The sequence below is a fragment of the Puniceibacterium antarcticum genome, assembly GCF_002760615.1.
GTDB lineage: Bacteria > Pseudomonadota > Alphaproteobacteria > Rhodobacterales > Rhodobacteraceae > Puniceibacterium > Puniceibacterium antarcticum.
This window is the reverse complement of sequence record NZ_AWWI01000016.1, coordinates 109,673-129,658: the sequence shown is the minus strand read 5'-3', so window position 1 is coordinate 129,658 and position 19,986 is coordinate 109,673. Positions and strand designations below refer to the sequence as shown.

General features: G+C 59.4%; 15 protein-coding genes and 2 pseudogenes. 7 read left to right on the top strand and 10 right to left on the bottom strand.

Features of this window, described 5'->3' with window-relative positions:
- Positions 1-424 (top strand): hypothetical protein (locus P775_RS28385; protein WP_218967600.1); only part of this gene is annotated, 424 nt, incomplete at its 5' end.
- 99 nt (positions 425-523) lie between these two features.
- On the opposite strand, the pseudogene P775_RS01260 reads toward P775_RS28385, so the two are convergent.
- A pseudogene (locus tag P775_RS01260) lies at positions 524-775 on the bottom strand (IS5/IS1182 family transposase); the annotation flags it as partial.
- A gap of 14 nt (positions 776-789) precedes the next feature.
- On the opposite strand from P775_RS01260, the gene P775_RS01255 reads away from it, so the two are divergent.
- A complete protein-coding gene (locus P775_RS01255) occupies positions 790-945 on the top strand; it encodes a hypothetical protein (RefSeq protein WP_245875516.1) in 156 nt (51 codons plus the stop codon).
- Between the two features lie 178 nt (positions 946-1,123).
- Here the strand turns inward: P775_RS01255 and P775_RS01250 are convergent.
- The 4 genes and pseudogenes from P775_RS01250 to P775_RS01235 all read right to left on the bottom strand — a co-directional run.
- A pseudogene (locus P775_RS01250) lies at positions 1,124-1,647 on the bottom strand (transposase); the annotation flags it as partial.
- A gap of 195 nt (positions 1,648-1,842) precedes the next feature.
- Complete coding sequence (locus tag P775_RS01245; RefSeq protein ID WP_099909253.1) at positions 1,843-4,923, bottom strand: efflux RND transporter permease subunit; 3,081 nt, start codon at positions 4,921-4,923, stop codon at positions 1,843-1,845.
- On the bottom strand, positions 4,923-6,131 hold the full coding sequence (locus tag P775_RS01240; RefSeq protein ID WP_099909252.1) for an efflux RND transporter periplasmic adaptor subunit: 1,209 nt from the start codon (positions 6,129-6,131) through the stop codon (positions 4,923-4,925). Before P775_RS01240 ends, P775_RS01245 begins: the two co-directional genes overlap by 1 nt.
- Before the next feature lie 3 nt (positions 6,132-6,134).
- Positions 6,135-7,502, bottom strand: coding sequence for an efflux transporter outer membrane subunit (locus P775_RS01235; protein WP_099909251.1), 1,368 nt, complete (start codon positions 7,500-7,502; stop codon positions 6,135-6,137).
- A gap of 138 nt (positions 7,503-7,640) precedes the next feature.
- Here P775_RS01235 and P775_RS01230 point away from each other — a divergent pair, with 138 nt between their 5' ends.
- Positions 7,641-8,333: a response regulator transcription factor gene (locus P775_RS01230; RefSeq protein ID WP_099909250.1), complete on the top strand. Its 693-nt coding sequence runs from the start codon at positions 7,641-7,643 to the stop codon at positions 8,331-8,333.
- Positions 8,334-8,339: 6 nt separating this feature from the next.
- Entirely contained in the window at positions 8,340-9,584 is a 1,245-nt protein-coding gene (locus tag P775_RS01225; protein ID WP_099909249.1) for a HAMP domain-containing sensor histidine kinase, read from the top strand.
- A 349-nt stretch (positions 9,585-9,933) separates the two neighbouring features.
- Here the strand turns inward: P775_RS01225 and P775_RS01220 are convergent, their stop codons facing one another.
- The 5 genes from P775_RS01220 to P775_RS01200 form a co-directional block, all read right to left on the bottom strand.
- Entirely contained in the window at positions 9,934-10,788 is an 855-nt protein-coding gene (locus P775_RS01220) for a VOC family protein (RefSeq protein ID WP_099909248.1), read from the bottom strand.
- Positions 10,785-12,299 (bottom strand): tripartite tricarboxylate transporter permease, encoded by a 1,515-nt coding sequence (locus P775_RS01215; RefSeq protein ID WP_099909247.1) that lies wholly within the window; start codon positions 12,297-12,299, stop codon positions 10,785-10,787. Before P775_RS01215 ends, P775_RS01220 begins: the two co-directional genes overlap by 4 nt.
- 4 nt (positions 12,300-12,303) lie before the next feature.
- The gene (locus P775_RS01210; protein WP_099909246.1) at positions 12,304-12,804 is read right to left on the bottom strand and encodes a tripartite tricarboxylate transporter TctB family protein; all 501 of its coding nucleotides are present in this window, start codon (positions 12,802-12,804) and stop codon (positions 12,304-12,306) included.
- Positions 12,805-12,897: 93 nt separating this feature from the next.
- The gene (locus P775_RS01205; RefSeq protein WP_099909245.1) at positions 12,898-13,878 is read right to left on the bottom strand and encodes a tripartite tricarboxylate transporter substrate binding protein; all 981 of its coding nucleotides are present in this window, start codon (positions 13,876-13,878) and stop codon (positions 12,898-12,900) included.
- Positions 13,879-13,927: 49 nt separating this feature from the next.
- Positions 13,928-15,631: a thiamine pyrophosphate-binding protein gene (locus P775_RS01200; RefSeq protein WP_218967599.1), complete on the bottom strand. Its 1,704-nt coding sequence runs from the start codon at positions 15,629-15,631 to the stop codon at positions 13,928-13,930.
- Between the two features lie 999 nt (positions 15,632-16,630).
- On the opposite strand from P775_RS01200, the gene P775_RS01195 reads away from it, so the two are divergent.
- Genes P775_RS01195 through P775_RS01185 form a run of 3 tightly spaced genes read left to right on the top strand, consistent with a single transcriptional unit; the run spans position 16,631 to position 19,958 of the window.
- Positions 16,631-17,479, top strand: coding sequence for a PAS domain-containing protein (locus tag P775_RS01195; RefSeq protein ID WP_099909244.1), 849 nt, complete (start codon positions 16,631-16,633; stop codon positions 17,477-17,479).
- Positions 17,476-18,906, top strand: coding sequence for a sigma 54-interacting transcriptional regulator (locus P775_RS01190; RefSeq protein WP_180287273.1), 1,431 nt, complete (start codon positions 17,476-17,478; stop codon positions 18,904-18,906). The genes P775_RS01195 and P775_RS01190 overlap by 4 nt, the downstream gene beginning before the upstream one ends.
- Positions 18,903-19,958 carry an ABC transporter substrate-binding protein gene (locus P775_RS01185; RefSeq protein WP_099909242.1) on the top strand — a complete coding sequence of 352 codons (1,056 nt, stop codon included), beginning with the start codon at positions 18,903-18,905 and terminating at the stop codon, positions 19,956-19,958. The genes P775_RS01190 and P775_RS01185 overlap by 4 nt, the downstream gene beginning before the upstream one ends.
- Positions 19,959-19,986: the final 28 nt, after the last annotated feature.

The window sequence follows — 19,986 nt, the reverse complement described above, 5'->3', positions numbered from 1 at the left end:
TTGTACAATATGCGCCCTAACTAAACGGCGCAAACCGTACCACAAACCCTCGAATTTCTCTGAACCCGTTGTAGCTAGTGATCTACGCTGCAGCTCAGGGGGCGGTTCTACGGTTAGCGGCACCATTGCGCAAGCGTTTTTTCACCTTCTGGCAATTATTCTTTATTTCATTTTATTATATCACAAAATCAACACCTTAAACATGAAACCCCTCGAATCGACCAGTAAGATCGCGACACCCCTGTCCATTTTCACACTGCTCGACATCGAATCCCGTACTGAGACGCCCGCCAACATTGATGACGGGGGTAGCCTTGCCAGGTCGCACTCACGTCAAAATCTGACAGGCTTCTGCTCCCGCATCTTCTTCGGCTTGAAGAGCGTTGTTTTTAGCCCTCCACCCACTAACAGGCCGCTGAATTAGTCGACGCGCGTGAACGATATTCTACCGAAGGAGTAAATGCGCCCTTCGGTCGTCGACGAGAGTCCGAGACTTTCAGCCCTCATGCAGTCGTCTTCCGCTTCATACCTCCAGCAATCTGGGCAGTCGGGCCAGGTTATTGGCGGCCATCGTCAGGATGAAGCGGGACCGCACCCGTTCGACGCCGCGATAGACGGTTTGCGCCATGCCGCCCACGGTCTTGGCCCAGCCGAAGGTGAGGAGGATCAGAAAACGATCCGGGGGATCGTTTTCCCGACGCAAGTCAATCCGCTTTCGGTGCTTGATCGACAAGGCGTAGCCCTGATGTCGGGTCGTGCGCCCGTCGATCGCTGCCAGCACTCGTCGCTATGCGATACAACCCGGATCTCAAGACCAAATACGAAGACCTGCGTGCTGCTGGAAAGCCCGCCAAACTCGCTATCGTGGCAATCATGCGCAAGCTCATCGAAATGGCAAACGCCCTGGTCAAGGCAGACCGCCTCTGGGTCAAAAAAGGTGCTTGATCAAGACGGATACTCTCATGCGCGGGTTGGTTACCGCATGACCGTGGTTTCGTCTTGGGCTGCCTCGCTCTAAGGATCGGGCATCGACGACGTCGGCCCATAACAGGCGACGAGGGTTCCCCACCGTGTTCCGCCCCCAACCCTGCGCATCGGGCGGATCGAGGCCAGTTGGCTCTTCTCAGACTGACACTGTGGCGGCTCCTACTTGAGGAACCATAACTGTTTTGGCGATCGCCCAGATGAAGCCAACCATCTCGCGCGCGATGGCCGTGATGACCACCACCTTCGCCTTCCCCGCCGCAACCAGATGGCGGTAACGCTGGCACATCCTGAGTTGTCCCTTCCAGGCGATGTCGCGGACAGCCTGCGGTAGCGCCTCCAGTCGGGCAAGGAGCTTCGGGCTCACGCGGGCTTGCATGCGGTAACTCCAGGCGCCTTCAATCAGCGCGCGCCGGGCAAGGCCACTGCCCGCCTTGGTAATCCCGCCCCGCCGCACGCTGGCGCCGCTGGAATGCTCCGATGGGGTCAGTCCCAGATAGGCCATCAGTTGCCGCGGATTGTCGAAACGCTGAAATCTCCGACCTCGGCCACCACTGTCACCGCGACGATGAACCCAACACCGCGCATTGCCTGAACGGAATCCACGACCGGCGGGAGGCTCCAGCTCGGCAGAAGATCGGCGATCTGCCCCGTCAGTCGTTCCATCGAAACTGCGTCAAGGGCTTCTTCTTCAGTCCAGGAATCTGGCAAATTGGGCTCAAGATTAATCGTTCCGGATCAGATACCCAGATCTTGCAGATGTCTTCCTGAGGTTTGTGTCTGCCGAGCGCCTTGAGGCTGCTTCCAGATGGCCGATGTGCCCTTGGGGCGCGGACTTTCACGCCCCAAAGGCACACGTCATGCCGTATCTGCCTCTGCCTTTGATGACGTCCGGAACCTCCGCGTCACAAAGCCTTCGAAGTCGTCAATGAAGGTGTAGACAACGGGGATGACGAGCAGGCTGAGCAAAGTCGACGTCACCAACCCCCCGATCACGACAGTGGCCATGGGTTGGCGAAAGCTCGAGTCACCCTCGACCAGACTCAGCGCTGCAGGCAGCATGCCGCAGGACATGGCAACCGTCGTCATGATGATCGGTCGAGCCCGTTTGTGGCAGGCATCAACCAGCGCCTCGAAGCGGGTCATCCCAGACCTGCGGGCAACCAGCGCGTAGTCTACCAGCAGGATCGAGTTTTTCGACACGATCCCCATCAGCAGCAGCAGGCCGATGACCGCGGGCATCGAAAAGCTGGTGCCGGTGATGACCAGCGGGAATAGGGCTCCGCCGAGCGCCAGAGGCAACGCCATTAGGATCGTAACGGGCTGCAGGAAGTCCCGGAAGAGGATCACAAGCACCGCATAAACACAGAAGATGCCAAGCGCCATTGCGGTGCCGAAGCTGGAGAAAAGTTCCGATTGCCGTTTGAGATCACCCTGTTCGACAAAGCTCACTCCTGAGGGCAGGTTCTGGTAGCTTTGGAGCTGTTCTACCTCACCATTGACGTCAGACAGCGTCCGACCGTTCAGCTCGATCGTCACGGAGATGTTCCTTGAGCGGTCAAGCCGATTGATCTCGGATGGAGAAGAGCCGAGAGACACTTCGGCAATAGCGCCAAGCGTCACGTTACCGCCTGATCCAGCGACCGGAATGAGCTTGATCTGCTCCAGACTCTGGCGGGCCTGCTCAGCCAAGACGACCCGGATCGGTATCTGCCGTTCGGGTAGGTTCAGTTGGGACAGCGCAGAATCGTAGGCGCCCGAGGTCGCTACCCGGATCGCGTCGGAGATGCCTTTTGATGTGACCCCGTAAGATGCGGCGCGGGCCAAGTCGGGAGTGATCACTATTGCGGGCGACTGCATCGACGCAGAGGACGTGACATTGCCTATCCCCTTGATGCTGGCCCTCACCTCATCACCAAGATCGCTCGCGGCCTGCTCCAGCGCTTCGGAGTTGTCGCCCGCCATAGTGATCTGAAGTTCTGTGCCGTTGCCGCCCGAACCGACCTCGATACGGGCGCCGGGGATGTTCTCCAACGCGCCGCGGATATCGGCCTCGATCTCGGTCTGGGTGAAGTCACGGTCGTCGATGTTGGTCAGATCCACTACGATGGTGGCCGAGGTGACGGAACTGGTTGAGTCGCCGCCGCCCATGCCGCCGCTGGAAGCCGAACCGGTGGCCTGAAACACCGCCTGTACGTGATCGACATCGACCAGTGCCTTGGAAACCTTACGCGAGACCTCGTCGGTTTCTTCGATGGTTGTGCCCGGCGCGGTGGTGATCTTGACCTGGGTCTGGCTGTCGTCAGAGGCCGGAAAAAAGCCGGTCGAAAGCTGACCCAGCATCATCACCGTCAGCGCAAAGAAGAGTGTCACGCCAAGCACCGGGATCCAGCGATGCTTCAACGCACCCTTGATCACGGTCAGGTAGCTGCGCATCAGAATGCCGTCTCTTTCCTCTTCGGCCGGCTTGGTTTTCATCATATAGGCGGCCATCATAGGTGTCACAAACCGGGCCACCAGCAATGAAAAGAACACCGCGACCGAGGCCGTTATGCCAAATTGCTTAAAGATGATGCCAATGACCCCGCCCATGAAGGCAGTGGGCAGGAACACTGCAATCAGGGTAAAGGTGGTGGCGATCACGGCCAGCCCGATCTCATCGGCGGCCTCCATCGAAGCCTCGTAGGCAGGCTTGCCCATCTGCATGTGCCGCTCAATGTTCTCGACCTCGACGATTGCGTCATCCACAAGGATGCCGACCACCAGCGACAGGGCAAGAAGGGTGACGGTGTTGAGCGAGTAGCCCATGTAATCCATCACCAGAAATGTCGGGATGATCGATAATGGCAGGGCGATTGCAGCCAGCAAGGTGCCGCGCCAGTCCATCAGGAACAGAAACACCACGATCACGGCAATCACCGCGCCCTCGTAAAGCATGTCCATCGACGCGGCATAGTTTTGCTCGGTCGGCAGGATGGTGTTATAGCCTTCGGTGATCTTTACTTGGGGGTTTTCAGCCGCAAACCCTCGGACCGCCTCTCGCGCGTTTTCGGTCACGGAGAGGTCGGAATAGCCCGTCAAGCGCTTGATCTGTGCCGCTATCACCGGTTCGCCGTTCAGATAGGCCAGTGACGATAGATCAGAATAGGTGTCGGTGACGGTGCCCAGCTCATCAAGCCGCACCCAGTTGCCATTTGGCAGCGGGATCGGAATCGCGCGCAGATCCTCGACGCTCTCCGAGGCGGCGAGCACCCTGACCGACTGGGACGCATTGCCTATCTCGGCCTTGCCTCCGGAGAGATCCCGCTGCACGTCATCAAGCTGGGCATTCACGTCAGAGGTAGAAAGGCCCAGACCGTTCAGCAGCAACGGGTTGAGCTCGACTCGGATCTCGCGGTCAACCCCACCCAGTCGGCCCACTTCGCCGACGCCGTCGACCGACATCAGCGCGCGTTTGAAATCGTTGTCGATGAACCAGCTCAGCTCAGCGTCGTCAAGCTTGTCAGAGCTGACGACATAGGTGACCAGCGGTCCGCCGGACAGCGTGGTTTTGGAGACAGTGGGGGCGTCCATCTCGTCAGGCAGATCGCCCTGGGCCTGATCGACGCTCGACTGCACTTCGTCCGCAGCAACCTGCACATCCTTGCCCACCTGAAACGCGACAGAAATGCTGACCGAACCGTCAGTGATTGTGGTAGTTACCGAGTCGAGTTGATCGAGCCCGGTCAGCTGATCTTCGATCTTGCGCGCGACCTCGGTTTCAAGCTGGGCGGCTGCCGCACCGTCGAGACTGGCGGATATCGAGATGGTCGGCAGCGACATGTCCGGGAAGTTCTGCACGTCGAGCCGGTTAAAGGCCATCAGTCCGGTGATGGTCAGCAGAGCGAATGCGAGGATCGGAGTAACCGGGTTCTTGATGGACCAAGCGGAGAAATTCATTAGTCGGCCTCTACTTGGTTTTCAATGGAAGCCGCAGCGTTCTGCTCTGCCTCACCTGTTGCGACATTTGTGGCGTCGGAAGTCTGCGCTGCCGTTGCAACCCGCACAACCGACCCATCGGACAGAAACGCGCCACCCGATTGTACAACCCGCGCATCGACCGACAGATCGCTGGTGATCTCTACCCGGTCATCCTGGCGCCTTCCGGTCTCGACCCGCACCCGCGATACCGTTGGCGTTTCACCGTCTTCCAGCGTGAAGACGTAGGAAAAACCGTCCTGCATGACCACGGAGGATGAGGGCACCGATACGGCCTCACGTTCACCAATCTTGAAGACACCCGAGATCATGATACCGGTCTTGGGCTGTACCGTGCCGTCGGGCGGCGTCAGCGAAACATAAACGATCACCCGTCCGTTGCTTTCCGAGGCAGAGGGCGAGATCCGCCGCACCTCACCGGCGATCTCGCCGATCGGGGTGGGAATGCTGACCGGCGTGCCGACATCGACATTGCGCAATTGGTTCAGCGGCAGCTCGGCCTGCCATTCCACGCGCCCATCGCGCACCATGCGGAAAAGCTCTGCGCCCGCGCTCACCACATCGCCAATAGCGGCACTGCGAGAGGAAATCACGCCGCTGGTCACAGCCGTCACGACGGTATGGTCGAGGTCCAGCCTGGCCGAGGCAAGCTGCGCTTCGGCAGACGACACATCGGCCTTTGCCTTGCGCTCTGTCGAGAGATATTCTGCGGCCTGCTGCTGCGAGATCGCACTGCCGCTGCTGAGTTTGCGTGCGCGGTCCGCATCGGTGGTCGCAAGTTCGACGGACGCACGGGCCGATTCCAATTCAGCCTCCAGTTGCTGGATGTCGTTTTCCAGCGATCCGCGGGAAAATTCGCTCAGCACGTCATCTTCGGCCACGGTGTCACCGACGTCAGCATTCACCGATACAATCATCTGCCCCCCCACCTGAGCGGAAATCACCACTTCCTGCCAGGCCGCGAGCCAGCCGTTGGCCTGCACCTCCACCGGCCAGACATCCCTCTGGGGTGTTGTCACGGCAACTGTGAGGGCAGCAGCACTTTGCGTCGTCTCTGCAACACCCAATGCGGCGTCGTTTTCTTTGGTCATCGGCAGCACCAGAACCACCACGCCAATGGCAACGACAGCGGCCACGCCACTCAGAAGGAGTTTTCTTTTTCCGGTCATTTTTTAGCTTTCAATTTGACTTGGCACGGCAGGCGCCGATGGCACCCAGCCACCTCCGACTGCCTTGTAAAGCGTGATCCATTGCACCAGCAGCTCCTTGCGCTGGCTGATGCGGGTGATCCGGGCCGACTGCACCTGCCTGCGCGCGTCTTCCCGGTCGAGCAGGGAGACCCCGCCCGCCTTCCAATCTTCGTCCACCGCATTGAAATAAGCCTGATATTGCTGCACCAGACTTTCGGCACTGGTCAGATTTGCGCGCGCAGCCTCAAGGCGGGTAAGCGCCCCTTCGACCTCTGCCACCGCCGTCAGCACGGTCGAGCGATAGCTCTCGGCTGCAATCAGGGCGTCCGCATTCGCCACGCGGACCTTTGCCCGGGACTCGCCGCCGTCAAGAATTGGTAGCGACAGCGCCGGGCCAAAGGACCACGACTTCGAATCTGAGTGCGTGACACTGCCGCTAAGGTCCAGCGCGGGATAAAGGCCCGCCTGAGCGACCTTAAGGTCGAGCAGTGTGGCGGCAAAGCGCTTTTCAGCCTCGATGACGTCAGGCCGCTGGCGCAGCATGTCGGCGGGTACGGATGCGACCCGAAAGTGCTTTGTCGCAGGAAGTCCGCCACCCTTTGCGAGCGTCGCGTCGATCTGCCCCTGGGACACGCCGACCACCTTCGTCAGGCTCTGTGCGGCCACTTTGCAGTCGGCCCGCTGTGTCGTCAGGCTGATCTCGGCGCTCGCCACATTGGCCCGCGCGAGCGACAGATCCGAGGATGCACTCATCCCCGCGTTCACAAGACTGCCTGTCGCCGTCACGGTTTCCTGCTGTGAAGCCAGGGCATCGCGGTACTCGGCTTCTGCAAGCTTACAGGCCCGGTAATCCACGTAGTCATTCGCCACTTCAGCCGCGAGCGACACATAAGACCCAGCGTACGAAACCTCCTCCGCCCGGGCCCGTGTGGTTTCAGCGCGCGCGCTGTTGCGCAATTTTCCGAAAAGATCGACTTCCCAACTGGCGTCCAGAGCCGCGGAACGACTGTTGCTGCGCCCCTCCAGTTCCGTCTCGGTTGCGGTGGCAGATGCGGTGCCCGTCACACTGGGAAAAAGATCGGCCCGACTCTGCCCGGCCTGCGCCCGAGCGGACATCACGCTCGCCGCAGCACTGCGCAGATCAGGACTGTTCGTCCGGGACAGAGACAGCACTTCGGTCAGTTGCCGATCGCCGATACGGGACCACCAGTTCACATCCACAGTTACGCCGCCTTGGGGCACAGACGTGCTATAATGGTCCGCGACGGCCTGTGCCGCATCGGGCTGGATCAGCGGCACGCTGCACCCAGCCAGCGCGCAGGCACCAAAAAGGGCAAGGGCAGTTTTCATTCATCGGCTCCGATACTCACTGGGGTCGGTATGCCGCAGGGAAATGTTAAGTTGTGTCAAGTCTTTGCAAAGTTATCAAAAGCTGGCTATCCGAACCCTGCTTTGGCGTTAAGGTCGATGCAGAAGGACTAGCCGACCATGATAAACATTCTGCTAATCGACGACGATTCCGAACTGACTGGATTGCTCGGAGAGTATCTGGAACAGGAGGGCTTTCGTGTGGCCATCGCTCAGGACGGCGAGCGCGCATTGGGACGCATCGTGGATTCCCGCGCCGACATCGTCGTCCTCGACATCATGATGCCGAAAGTAGACGGACTGCGGGTGCTGCGCCGCATCCGATCGGAAAGCTCGGTTCCGGTTCTGATGCTGACCGCGCGCGGAGACGAGGCCGACCGGATCGCAGGGCTCGATCTGGGTGCGGACGACTATCTTGCCAAGCCTTGCTCTCCAGCCGAACTGGCCGCGAGGATCCGCGCCATCCTGCGCCGCACCCTGCCAGTGGAGGAGAAGGCGAGCGAAAATTCGGGCGTTCAGCGTGAAGGGCCGCTCAGCATAGACCGGCATCGCCGCATCGCCACATGGGCCGATATCCCGATCGCGCTGACCGGGGTCGAGTTCAACATTCTCGATGTCCTGATTGCACAGGTCGGTCGGCCAGTGTCGCGTGCAGAGCTTTCGCTACAGGGGCTTGGCCGCCCACTCGCCTCTTACGACCGCGCCGTTGACGTGCATGTGTCCTCAATCCGGCAAAAAATCGGAAATTTTGAGGACGGCCGATCCCCCATCCAAAGCCTGCGCGGCGTGGGCTATGTTCTTGTCAAGGAATGACCGGCCATGATCGTCAGGGTCTTTGCCTTCTTCTGGTGCGCAAACCTGCTCACCCTGCTGCTCTTTTCCATACTGGTGAACCTGGTGGATCTGAGGCCGCCCCAGGACATCCGGCTTAGGGTAGAAACAGCACTTCTCGAAAGCCAGTTGACGCTTGTCCACACAAACTCCGGCTCAGCAGGAGTGCGGGCACTCTGGCGCCAGATCGCACCCGCCCATGAGAGCTATGTGCTCAAGGACAATGCCGATTGTGCTGAGCCGAATGCAATCGGCAGGACCGAAAATGGCTGCTTTCGACTGATCTACACGGGTCCTGAGGTCAGTACATTTTCCCTTCTGAAGCCGGCCACGATGCCGCTGGTACTGGGCGCGTTGATCAGCGCGATCATGGCGATTTTCCTCTCGAGGTGGCTGACCAGACCGATCCGTGATGTGAGCAGGGGCCTCAAGGCGATCGCCGGAGGCCGTCTCGACACCCGCATTCTAGACGGCCTGCGCACCTCAAATCGCGAAATTCAGGATCTCGGCAGAGATTTCGACCTCGCCGCAGAGCGGTTGCAGGCTCTGTCCGAAGGCCGCAACCGCCTTTTCCATGACATCTCCCACGAGATCCGCTCGCCGCTTGCCCGGCTGCATGCCGCCGTCGGGCTGATCGAGGTGAACCCCGCCCGGGGCGCGTCCCTGGTCGGCCGCATGGAGGGCGATATTGCGAGGCTCGACCATCTGGTTGACGAAATCCTGACGCTGGCCCGGTTCGAACAGGGCGAACAACAGGGCAAAGTTCAAAGGATCGACTTGCTGGATCTGATCGAGAACATTATCGCGGATGCAAATTTCGAAGGCCGACTGAAGAATGTAAGCGTAGGGTATCGGGGGAGCGAAACGCTGGAACTTCTGGGCAATCCGGAACTGCTGCACCGCGCCTGTGAAAATGTCGTCAGGAATGCCCTGTCCCATTCGCCGCAAGGCGGAACCGTCTCTGTCACCGGAAGCCGGGTTGGCGAATACATCATGCTTGAGATCGCTGACGAAGGGCCGGGAGTACCCGAAACGGATTTGAAGAAGATCTTCAACCCCTTTGTTCGCGTGGACAACGCCATTGCGTCCCAAGGGATTGGCCTCGGGCTTGCGATCGCATCGAGCGCCATTCGCTCACACGGCGGTGAAATAGGGGCGCACAACCGCACGCAGGGTGGGTTTCTGATCCATATGGCGATCCCAGTTAGCTCGGTTGCTGCTCCGACGACCTGAGCGGTGACGAAGTCATGGCCTTTGCATTAACCCCAACTTCGCATGGAACACTATACATCGCTCTGCAAGGCGGCCGGTAAAGACTTTCGATGCAAAACAGTTGCCTGATGGTAGGCTTTCCGGCAAGCGGCATACCCATCGACAGAAAAAACGCTCCATCCTCCGGCGAACATAGGCCCTTTTGCTTCAGATCTTGATACTTTGGGTCGATTTTCTGGCAGGCCATATCGTGAGGACGCATAACTAGCGAGACCGCCGCGCCACGAGCTATTTCAGCACACAACAGTCTTCGTTTGCACCATCTCGATGCGACCAAAGCGCCCTTTTGCAGGCAAAGCCAATCGTCAGGTCACACAAATTCGAGTATTACCCCCCCCGCCAGCTCAGGCGCAACCGCATGTCCCTCTGCAGTGGCACGAGAGTTAATCCCTGCACGCTCCAGACACTCAAGCACCTGGCCCATGGACAAAACGCTGATCTGCAGCACCGCATACCCGCCGCGGGCCGTCGCATTGATCCAGTCCGCCGGGTATCTCTGCTCCAGCGTTGTCCGCTCCATCAGATCCAGCCGCGCCGACTGCGTGCCCGTAGTGACAGAGGCTCCACCCGAAAAGTGTGTCACGCTGGCGTCTTTCCAGAAACGTGCAAACCGACCGGCCTCGGCACTGGGCGCGGCACAAACCGCCTTCAACGCAGAAATCCCTGTGGCGGTATTCGCGTGTCGCATGAGGTCCGGCAGCCAGACGGTTTCCGGTGTCTTGTGCTGGCACATGAACAGCAGGCCGACCGGCACATCCAATTTCCTGAAATTCAGGGTCGAAAAAGCGGCTCGCCCCGTGGTTCCATCCGCCAACGGTACGGCACGCTCAAAACTGTTTGGCACCTCAGTGGAAATGCCCAGATCTGACAGCGTGAGGGCCGCCGCCTCCGCATCTTCAATCCGGCAACAGACCGCATGCAGCCCCGGCCCATCCCGTTTCACCGCCTCAAAGCGCGGGCGGTTCAGATCGGTTTGCTGCAGGATACCCAGAAGTTCGACATAGTCGTGCTGCAACATGATCGTATGGTTTGCCGTGCCTTTTGCTGGCGGATGCATGCCACGGGACGAAAGAGTGAAACCAAGCCGCCTGTACTGCGCCTCAGCGGCGTCAAGATCTTCACCCATGATCAGGACATGGTCGATACCGGTGACAGGATGGGTCATGGGCGGAGTCCTTGTTTTGCGCGCCGCGCCGGGCGGATACGCAGCAACCAGATGAAGAGAACCGTCAGCAGAAGAAAGGCAAGACTGAAGGGCTGGGTGAGGAATATCAGCGGGCTGCCTTCGGACACGATCAGTGACCGGCGCAGGAACTCCTCGAAATACGGGCCCAGAATGATGCCCATCAGCAGCGGCAGGAGGGGATAGCCGAAGCGACGGAACCCGAACGCAAAAGCGCCGATGGCCAGCGCCATCCACATCTGAAACATGGAATAGGTCGAGGCATAAACACCCACCACTGACACCATGGATATCACGCCATAAAGGATGCCCCGGTTGATCCGCGCCAGCCGCATGTAAAGCGGCCCGAACAGCAGGACAGAGACGAAGATCAGCAGCGAAGCCACAACAAGTGCCGCAAACATAGGCGCGACAACGTCGAAACTGTTGGCAAGCAACCCCGGTCCTGGCACGAGGCCGTGGATCAGGAAGACGCCAAAGATGATAGCTGTCACCGCATCCCCCGGAATTCCGATGGTCAGCAGCGGCACGATGGCCCCGCCGCACATGGCGTTGTTCGCGGCCTCCGATGCCGAAAGCCCCTGGATCGAACCCTTACCGTATTCCTCGGGCTTGCGGGCCCCACGCTTGGCCTCAGCATAGGCGATGAAGGAGGCCATCGAGGCACCTCCACCCGGGAGCATCCCGATCAGCACCCCGATGACCGAGCTTTTGGCATAGGTCGCGGCCCCCACTTCACGCAGGTCGGCGCGGCTGGGAATGAAGTCACGCGGTCCAAGGCGTTTGTGCACTTCGGGTGCGTCGGCAAAGGCGATCTTGCTGGGGGTTGCCGCCTGAACGAACAGTTCGCAGATGGCGAACAAGCCGATCACGGCGGGCAGTAGCGTGATGCCTTCGATCATGTAATAGCTGCCGAAGTCAAACCGGCCCACCGGCACCATAGGATCAATCCCCACGGTCGAGATGGCAAGCCCGATCGCCATCGCCATCGACGCCTTCCAGAGCGAGCCTGAACTGACGATGGTCACGGTGACAATCGCCAGAAGCACGAGCGAGAATTTGTCCGGCGTCTGGAACAGCAAGGCGACCCGGCTGATCGGTTCGGCCAGAAACATCAGCAGCACAGACCCCACCAGCCCACCGATGAGCGAGGCAAAGGCAGAAAGGCCTAGCGCGCGCGGCCCCTCGCCCCGCTTCATCATGGCGTAACCTTCGTAGCTGGTCATGACGCCCGACGGCGCGCCGGGGATGTTGACGGTGATACCGGTGATCGATCCGGCGTATATGCCCGCCATGTAGATGCCCATGACCATCACCAGCGCCTGGGTTACCTCCATCCCGAAGGTGAAGGGCAATAGGATAGCGATGGCGAGCGTCGCCGTGAGGCCGGGAATAGCGCCAAAAAACAGCCCCAACATGAAGCCGCCCACCAGGAACAAAAAGGTCATCGGTTGAAAGAGCGCGGCGAAACCGCCACCAAGGTCTGCAAGCATTGCTTCAGCCCCCCCAAACCGGCAGGAACAACCCGAAAAGCTGCACGAAGAACAACCAGCCAAAAGCAGTGATCGCCACCGCCGTCAGCGCCGATTTCCACGCCGCATCCTTCCAATTGCCTGAGAATTCATAGTTGAAGAACAGCGCGATCAGCAGTGTGTAGAAAACTGTACTGAAAAAGTACCCAATCCAGGGAAAAGCCAGAAGGTAAAGCATCGTCAGCACCAGCACGACCTGCGGTCCGACCTGTGCGAGGCGCGGCACGGTATCCGACTTGGGTTCTTCGTCGATCACAGGCTCCACCTCTGTCAGCTGGGCGTGCAGGATGCGCAACCCCGCGAGATACATGAACAGACACAGCGCCACAGGCAGAAAGGCCGGACCCGGTTCTCCTCCAGTGGAAAAGGGAATGCCAAGCTCAAGGATCTGGCTGGCGTAAATGCTTGTCAGCACGATCAGAAAGATCGCGAAAGCCGCTTGAGTGTTGAAACGGTAATGCGACATGCGCGTATTCCCTGTCAGGGTAAGATGTTTTGGCAGGCCGGCGGCCGACCCGCAAAAAGGGCGCCAACTCGCGGTCAGCGCCCCCGGTTTGCCTTACTGCTCAAGAATGCCCTGTTCGATCAGGCTGCCAATCAGCGCAAATGCACGTTCCTGCGACCGGGCAACATAGGTCGTTGTCTCTTCAGGACCCATCCAGTGCGGCCCCATCGCGGTCTTTTCCGCAAGTTCTTGAAACGCGGGGTTTTCAAAGACCTGCTCAAAGGCGCTCACCAGCGCGGCGATGTCGTCTTCAGGTGTCCCGGCAGGCGCAGCAAGCAGGCGAAAGCTGCCCCAGACCACGTCATATCCAGCCTCCTTGAAAGTCGGCACATCCGGCACATCGGCGCTGCGCTCGTCGGCCATGACGCCCAGCACGCGCAAATCGCCCGAGGCAATGGCCGGATAGGCGGCAGAAACCGACAAGCTGGCCGCATCGGTCTCACCATTCAGCAGCGCCTCGCGCTGCGGACCAGACCCGTCGGGATAGGGCACATGCCGCACGTCGATGCCTGCCGTATCGGCAAAGTCCAGTGCCGGAAGGTGCCAGACACCACCGGTGCCGACGTTGGAAATGGTCAGCTCGCCCGGCGTCGCCTTGGCCGCCTCGACAAATTCACCAAGTGTGTTCCAGGGCGAATCCGCCCTCACCACCAATGCCGTGGGATGCACGGTGACCGAGCCGATATAGGAAAGGTTCGCGGTGTCATAGCCCGGAACCAGATCGAATTGCGGCACGGTGATCACGCTGTCCCAGGTAAGTGAGCCGATGGTATAGCCATCCGGGCGCGACCGCATCAGGCGCATGGTGCCCACCCCGCTTTGCGCGCCAGTGATGTTCTGGGTGTTGATGCCAACGCCCAGCGGTTCTTCGGCAAAGTTCAGGAAACTGCGCATCACCGTGTCGGTACCGCCGCCGGCAGACCAAGGCATGATGTGCATGATGTCGCGCTGCGGATAGTCCTGTGCCTGTGCCACCAACGGCAGCAACAGCGCCGCGCCGACCAGACCGGCCTTGAGGGTCGTTTTGACTGTCATATCCTTGAACTCCTTGTTGTTGTTTTTTTGTTTTATCTTTCGTGGGACGTCAGCCCATCCAGCGCCGCACTGGTGCGCGGGCTTCTTCCAGCGGCTGGCAGATGATATCGACCAGCGTCGGCCCGTCATGGGCAATCGCCTCGCGCAGGACCGCTTCAAGCTTGTCCGGGTCCTCAACTTTCCATGATTTGACGCCATAAGCCGCAGCGACCGCCGCCTGATCGGTCCGGTTGAATTCCACGTTGTAATAGCGCTGATCGCAATCGTCATGCTGGCTCGCCTTGATCCAGCCGAAATTGGAATTGGAAAAGACGATATAGGTGATCGGCGCGCGGCAGCGCGTGACGGTCTCAAGCTCACCCACGGTAAAGCCGAAGGATCCATCGCCCATCATCGCGACAACCTTGGAGTCTGGCCGACCGAACCAAGCACCCAGAGAGGCTGACATTGAATATCCCAACGCGCCATGCGCTCGGTTGGTGATGAAATGCCGACCCGCCTTCGGCAGAGTGTAATACGCCGAAAAGTATGGGCAGGATGTACCGGGATCGGACACGACCGTTGCATCCTCGGGCAGCACCTTCTGCAGCGTGGCGATGATGCGTTCGGGACGAATGGGCGCCTCGTTGCTGTCTGCCAGTTCCGCGAAACGGTCGAACTTGCGCTTGCGAATATCGGCCACAGCTGCCGCCCCGCCAAAACTTTCTTTCCCCTGTCCACGCCGGTCCAGCTCGGCATTCAGCGCCGCCAAGGACAGTTTCAGATCACCCGGAACGCCAACTTCGATCTGATAGACAGCGCCCAAAACCATGGGATCCACGTCGAACTGCACAACGCGCGTGCCCGCCGTTGGCGCCTCCCATCGTGACGTTGTCGTGGACCCGGCACGGCACCCCATGAAGATCACGAGGTCAGCGTTCGCCATCGCCTCCCACGTCTCGTCCGTACCACCGTTAGAGCCTACGACACCGACGCAGTTTGGATGGGTTTCCGCCAAGGACCCCTGGCCTGAAATAGAGGTCGCGACCGGAATATCAAGCCGTGTCGCCAGCCGGTCAAGTTCGTCCATCGCGCAGGAAATGACCACACCGCCACCGCAGACGATGATCGCCTGTTTGGCCGACAGGATGGCATCCGCCGCCGCACGGATCGCGCTATCATCCGGTCCCATACGATAGGCAGGGTAACTTGAGAAAGAGGGATCAGCCCAGATATCGGCCTCGGGTACCGCGTCATACTGAATGTCGTAGGGCAGCCCCAGGTGCGCCGCCCCCGAGCGACCGGTTGTCATGGCGCGGAACGCCTGCCGCACCATGCGAGGAATGTGATCGGCACGGCGGATCACGGTGTTCCACTTGGTCAGGGGCCGCATCAGCGCCTCCTGATCCACCTCAGTCAGCGGGTAACGCCCATAGGAGGCAACAGAGACATCTGTCGTGATGCCCAGCACGGCATAAGAGCTTTCCGAAGCCTCAATCAGTCCCGGCAGGATATAGGTGGCACCGCCCCCCGACGGCCCTTCGGCCACGCCGACGCGGCCGGTGACACGGGAATAACCATCGGCCATATAGGTGGCGCTGCGTTCATCGCGGGTCAGCACATGGGTCATGCCGTGGTTCAGCTCCCGCATGGCATCGTAGAACGGCAACGTCGTGTCACCGCATAGGCCAAAGATGTGCTTCACGCCATGCGCCTCCAGCATGCGCACCATTGCCTGTGCACCGTTCTGTGCGTTCCCCGTCTGCTCGTTCATCTTCTGTCTATCCCTGCGGCTGTCGCCCCGAACGGAGACGATCCGATCGATACGCAATACTGTGTTTTATTCTGTATACAGAGCATCATTCAAAATTATGCGCAATGCATTTTCTGTTTCGTCAAAATAGATACAGGAACAAAAGGTCTTCGCGCGCCCGTCGGTTTTTTTTCAAGGCGCTATAAAAATGACGAAAAAATCAGCCGTTCAGACAGGATCTATCGCGAGGTCAAGGAGATGGCCGCCCACTTCGATTTCAACCCGATACGCGCATCAATGAAAGCGAACTTCCGCTTCGCCTCAACGTCTCTCGCCCCCCCGGAGCTAGGTCACAAACAACGTCAAACGCGCCTTCTCCCTCATCTACCTCCCACAAGCGTCTTGAGACAGGTAGACGCGATCTTAAGGTCTTTCATCTCTCCCGTTTGGCCGGGTCATTCCCTGAGGTTAGAATCGACATAACGTGCACGTTCAGTCCCTGCCGCACAGACATTTCTGCTCACCGGGCTGTGCTTAACTTCACTCTCACTTTGGTTGTGTCGCGGTCCGACTTGGAAACAATCGGCTCTGAGCGCGTCCGCGCTTTTCAGAGAGGCGGCGCGCAAATCTTTCGGCTCGTCTCCAAAACCCGTGACACGCCAGCCGCGTATGGATGCGCTGCTGCCATCGGGCCAATCAAGCTGCTGGTACTTAATATTGTAAGCCTGGCCCAATGCCTGGCCAACCCAGCATCGTGCAGCTGCTTTCGGTCTAGAAAATCACTCACACCTAATGAAGACCCAAAGGGGCGACCCGGTGGGTTTGACGCGTGGATGGTTGACGTGGGATCACCTCTTGAGTCCGTTCGTCGACTGCACCGCTTCCGAACTTCAATCATTTCCGTCACAGCGTGATGCAAATGCACATTGCTTGGGCGCCGCATACCCTCAATAAACGTGTACTATGCGTGCAGCATAGTTAATTATTGCATCATGCGATGCGGAATATCAGCATTCGATCATGACTGAAACATTGCCCCCTCTTTCAAACCTTCAACCAAGCGATGGCGATGCCCGCAGGTTTTCGGATGTCGACGTTCTGCACGGGATGCTGGGCGCGTCAAACGATGCCTGTTGGTGCATGGAGTTCAGGACGCCAGTCGATCTTACGGCGTCCGATGAAGCGGTGATGCGCCAGATATTTGACAACGATCCGGTCTGGCGGCTCTGCAATCCCGCAATGGAGCGGTTGTATCATCTGCCTGCAGGGCAGAGCATGAATGATCGTCCCGTGAACGAGATCTTTCCAGAAAACGCCAGCAATCGGGATTTCGTGCGCACCCTTATTGCCAATGGATTCGAGGTCGATGCGGCCCCGGCGCTGGACCGGGGTTATGACGGGGTCGAGATCTATGTCGAAAATGACGTCCGCGCGCATATCGCCGAAGGAACGCTTTACCGGATGTTTGGAACGGTGCGCAATGTTGCCAAACACCGGCGTCGCGAGCTGGCGTTAGAAATGCAGCTGGTAGCCCTCACGTGCATGATTTCAGCCATTCCGACCCCCTTTATCGCCGTCGATGCTGTCGGCGTGATTGAGACAGTAAATGACGCCGGAGCAGCCTGGCTGCGCGGTAACGCAGAGGCATTTGTCGGGCAGTCGCTCGAGTCAGTGCTTCAAAACGATGCACTGCAGGCCGATGTGCTGCGGGCCATGCGCAAGGTGCGGGCTTTGGCCATCCCGATCACCGAACGGCTTTACAACGCAGAAGTGTCGAGCCTATGGCAGTTTGCCCCGCGCGAGACACCTGGTGGCACCGGCTGCATTGTCATGATCCTCCCGGACCCGATCAAAGCAGGCGCGTCATGAAGCACAGCATCTGGCCCGAACATCCGCTTTTTTCGGTAAAGGCCCGGCGGGACGCCGCAGCGCGCCTGGAACTCTTCGACGACGGCCTACTGCTGCTGTCTCCGGATGGACAGATAACGCAGATGACGTCGGAGGCAGAGCGCCAGCTTGGCCAGAGATTCGATCCGTCAAAGGCGGTGCAGCTGCCGGATCTTATCCCCGGAGTGAGCGGCTGGGAGGCGCTCTTGGCCGCAGTGGCCGATCAACGCAGCGCTGACTGTCTGTTGCAGCGTGACGATGGGCGCGAAATTCTTGCCGTGTTGCGGCAGATGCCGGGCCAGAGCGAAACCGCGCCGGTGCGCATGATCGTGCTGCGCGATCTGAGCGCGCTTGACTACCGCCGGGACCGTGCGGGCGGGCAAAGTCCGGCGCGCAGCCCCGTCATGGCGGAAAAGCGGACCAGACCCGACTTTGTCACCCAGCGGCGCCTTGCACCCGAATTGCACAAGGTTCTATCGCGCGGCGAGCGCGCGATGCAGCAGGGCGCGCGCATTTTGATCACCGGTGAATCCGGGGTTGGCAAGACCGAGATCGCCAAATTTCTGCACGGCACAGTGGCGGATGCCGACGCGCCTTTTGTCGTGGCAAACTGCGCCTCATCTTCTGACGCGCTGTTTGCAAAGGCCATGTTCGGCGGTGACGGCATGCCCGGGCTGATCGAACAATCCGAAGGCGGAACGCTGTTTCTGGACGAGGTGGCAGAGATTCCGCTGAGCGCGCAGGCGCTGCTTCTGCGCTTTCTCGAAGATGGGCTGGTCACCCGCCCGACGGGTGGGGCGCAGCGTGTGATGGATGTGCGGGTGATCGCTGCGACCAACCGCGATCTGCGCCAGATGATCCGCGAACGCGCCTTTCGCGCCGATCTCTATTACCGCCTGGCAGTGGTGCCTTTGCGCGTACCGCCGCTGCGCGACATGCCGACGCTGACCGATTACCTGATCAGCCGTTTTTTGCAGACCATCAACCAGCGCCGCAAGACACCTGTACTGATCTCGCTAGGGATGCGTGAGATTCTGGGCGATTACAGCTATCCGGGCAATATCCGCGAACTTCTGAACATCGTGCAAAAGCTTGCGATCTTTCTGGAGGAAGCTGACGACATGGCAGAATTGATGGAGGATCTGTTGTCCCCCATCGACATCCCGGACGTAGAACGCGCCGGGGCTGACACGGGACCCGTCTCAGCAACCTACGACCTCAAATCAGAAGTCCGCCGCTACGAGCGAACACTGATTGACCGCGCGATCCGCATCCACGGCAGCAAACGCAAGGCAGCGCAGGCGCTTGGCGTGGATATCGGAACCATCGTGCGGAAGACGGCCGATCCAGTGGCCGCCAATATAGATGACACCAACAGAACACCCAACAGCGGAGAAACAAAACAATGACAAACAGACTGACCTTGCTGGCGCGCACCAGCCTCACGGCCCTGTGCGCGACCTCCCTCGCCTCAAGCGCCCTTGCCGGTGAGCTGAATATCCTGACTTGGGAAGGGTATGCTGACCCCAGCGTGATCGCCCCTTTCACCGCCGCCACGGGCTGCGAAGTGTCGGCCACTTACGTTGGATCAAACGACGATTTCGCTCCCAAACTGGCGGCAGGCGGAGGGGTATTCGACATCGTGACGCCGTCGATCGACACCACCTATTCCCTGATCGAGGCAGGGTTCGTTGATCCCATCGACATCTCGCGTGTGCCTGCATTTAACGACATCTATGAACAGTTCCGCACCGCCGATGGCATTCTCAAGGATGGCGAGGTTTACGGCATTCCCTACGCTTGGGGTGCTGTGCCCTTCATGTATCGCAAGGACAAATTCGACACGCCGCCAACTTCAATCAACGCGCTGTGGGACCCTGCGCTGAAGGGGAGGATTTCTCTGTGGGATGACAAGAGCGCGCTCTATGTGGCTGCGCGTCTGAATGGTGACATGAACATCTACAGCCTCTCTGACGACGAACTTGCCGCCGCAGAGGAAAAGCTGATCGAGCAGCGCCCGCTGGTGCGCAAATACTGGGCCACGGCAGGCGAACTTGTAGATCTGTATAAATCTGATGAAGTCTGGATCTCGAACACATGGGGCGGCTATCAGTCCGGCCTGCTGGCGGCTGACGGCATCGAAGTGGTCGAGTTCATTCCAGATGAAGGCGCCGAGGGCTGGATGGACAGCAACATGATCGTCGCGGGCACCCCGAACGAGGAATGTGCCTATCAGTTCCTGAACATGGCAATCAGCGCCAAGGGGCAGGAAGGCGTTTTCAAGGTAAACGGCTATTCCTCTACTAATCCGGTCGCTGCAAAAGAGTTCATGACGGACGAGGAATTTTCCGCTCTGCATCAGGACGATCCCGACTATCTGAACAGCCTGCTACTTTGGGAAAACCTGGGCGCGCGTCTGCCTGTGTACACCAATGCCTGGAACGCAGTGAAGTCTCAGTAAGTCCTTCTTTTCGTGCAAAAGGGTCCGC

Coding starts and splice junctions, on each gene's coding strand:
- P775_RS01255 (WP_245875516.1), top strand. CDS start 790: ATGCGATACAACCCGGATCTCAAGACCAAATACGAAGACCTGCGTGCT.
- P775_RS01245 (WP_099909253.1), bottom strand. CDS start 4,923: ATGAATTTCTCCGCTTGGTCCATCAAGAACCCGGTTACTCCGATCCTC.
- P775_RS01240 (WP_099909252.1), bottom strand. CDS start 6,131: ATGACCGGAAAAAGAAAACTCCTTCTGAGTGGCGTGGCCGCTGTCGTT.
- P775_RS01235 (WP_099909251.1), bottom strand. CDS start 7,502: ATGAAAACTGCCCTTGCCCTTTTTGGTGCCTGCGCGCTGGCTGGGTGC.
- P775_RS01230 (WP_099909250.1), top strand. CDS start 7,641: ATGATAAACATTCTGCTAATCGACGACGATTCCGAACTGACTGGATTG.
- P775_RS01225 (WP_099909249.1), top strand. CDS start 8,340: ATGATCGTCAGGGTCTTTGCCTTCTTCTGGTGCGCAAACCTGCTCACC.
- P775_RS01220 (WP_099909248.1), bottom strand. CDS start 10,788: ATGACCCATCCTGTCACCGGTATCGACCATGTCCTGATCATGGGTGAA.
- P775_RS01215 (WP_099909247.1), bottom strand. CDS start 12,299: ATGCTTGCAGACCTTGGTGGCGGTTTCGCCGCGCTCTTTCAACCGATG.
- P775_RS01210 (WP_099909246.1), bottom strand. CDS start 12,804: ATGTCGCATTACCGTTTCAACACTCAAGCGGCTTTCGCGATCTTTCTG.
- P775_RS01205 (WP_099909245.1), bottom strand. CDS start 13,878: ATGACAGTCAAAACGACCCTCAAGGCCGGTCTGGTCGGCGCGGCGCTG.
- P775_RS01200 (WP_218967599.1), bottom strand. CDS start 15,631: ATGAACGAGCAGACGGGGAACGCACAGAACGGTGCACAGGCAATGGTG.
- P775_RS01195 (WP_099909244.1), top strand. CDS start 16,631: ATGACTGAAACATTGCCCCCTCTTTCAAACCTTCAACCAAGCGATGGC.
- P775_RS01190 (WP_180287273.1), top strand. CDS start 17,476: ATGAAGCACAGCATCTGGCCCGAACATCCGCTTTTTTCGGTAAAGGCC.
- P775_RS01185 (WP_099909242.1), top strand. CDS start 18,903: ATGACAAACAGACTGACCTTGCTGGCGCGCACCAGCCTCACGGCCCTG.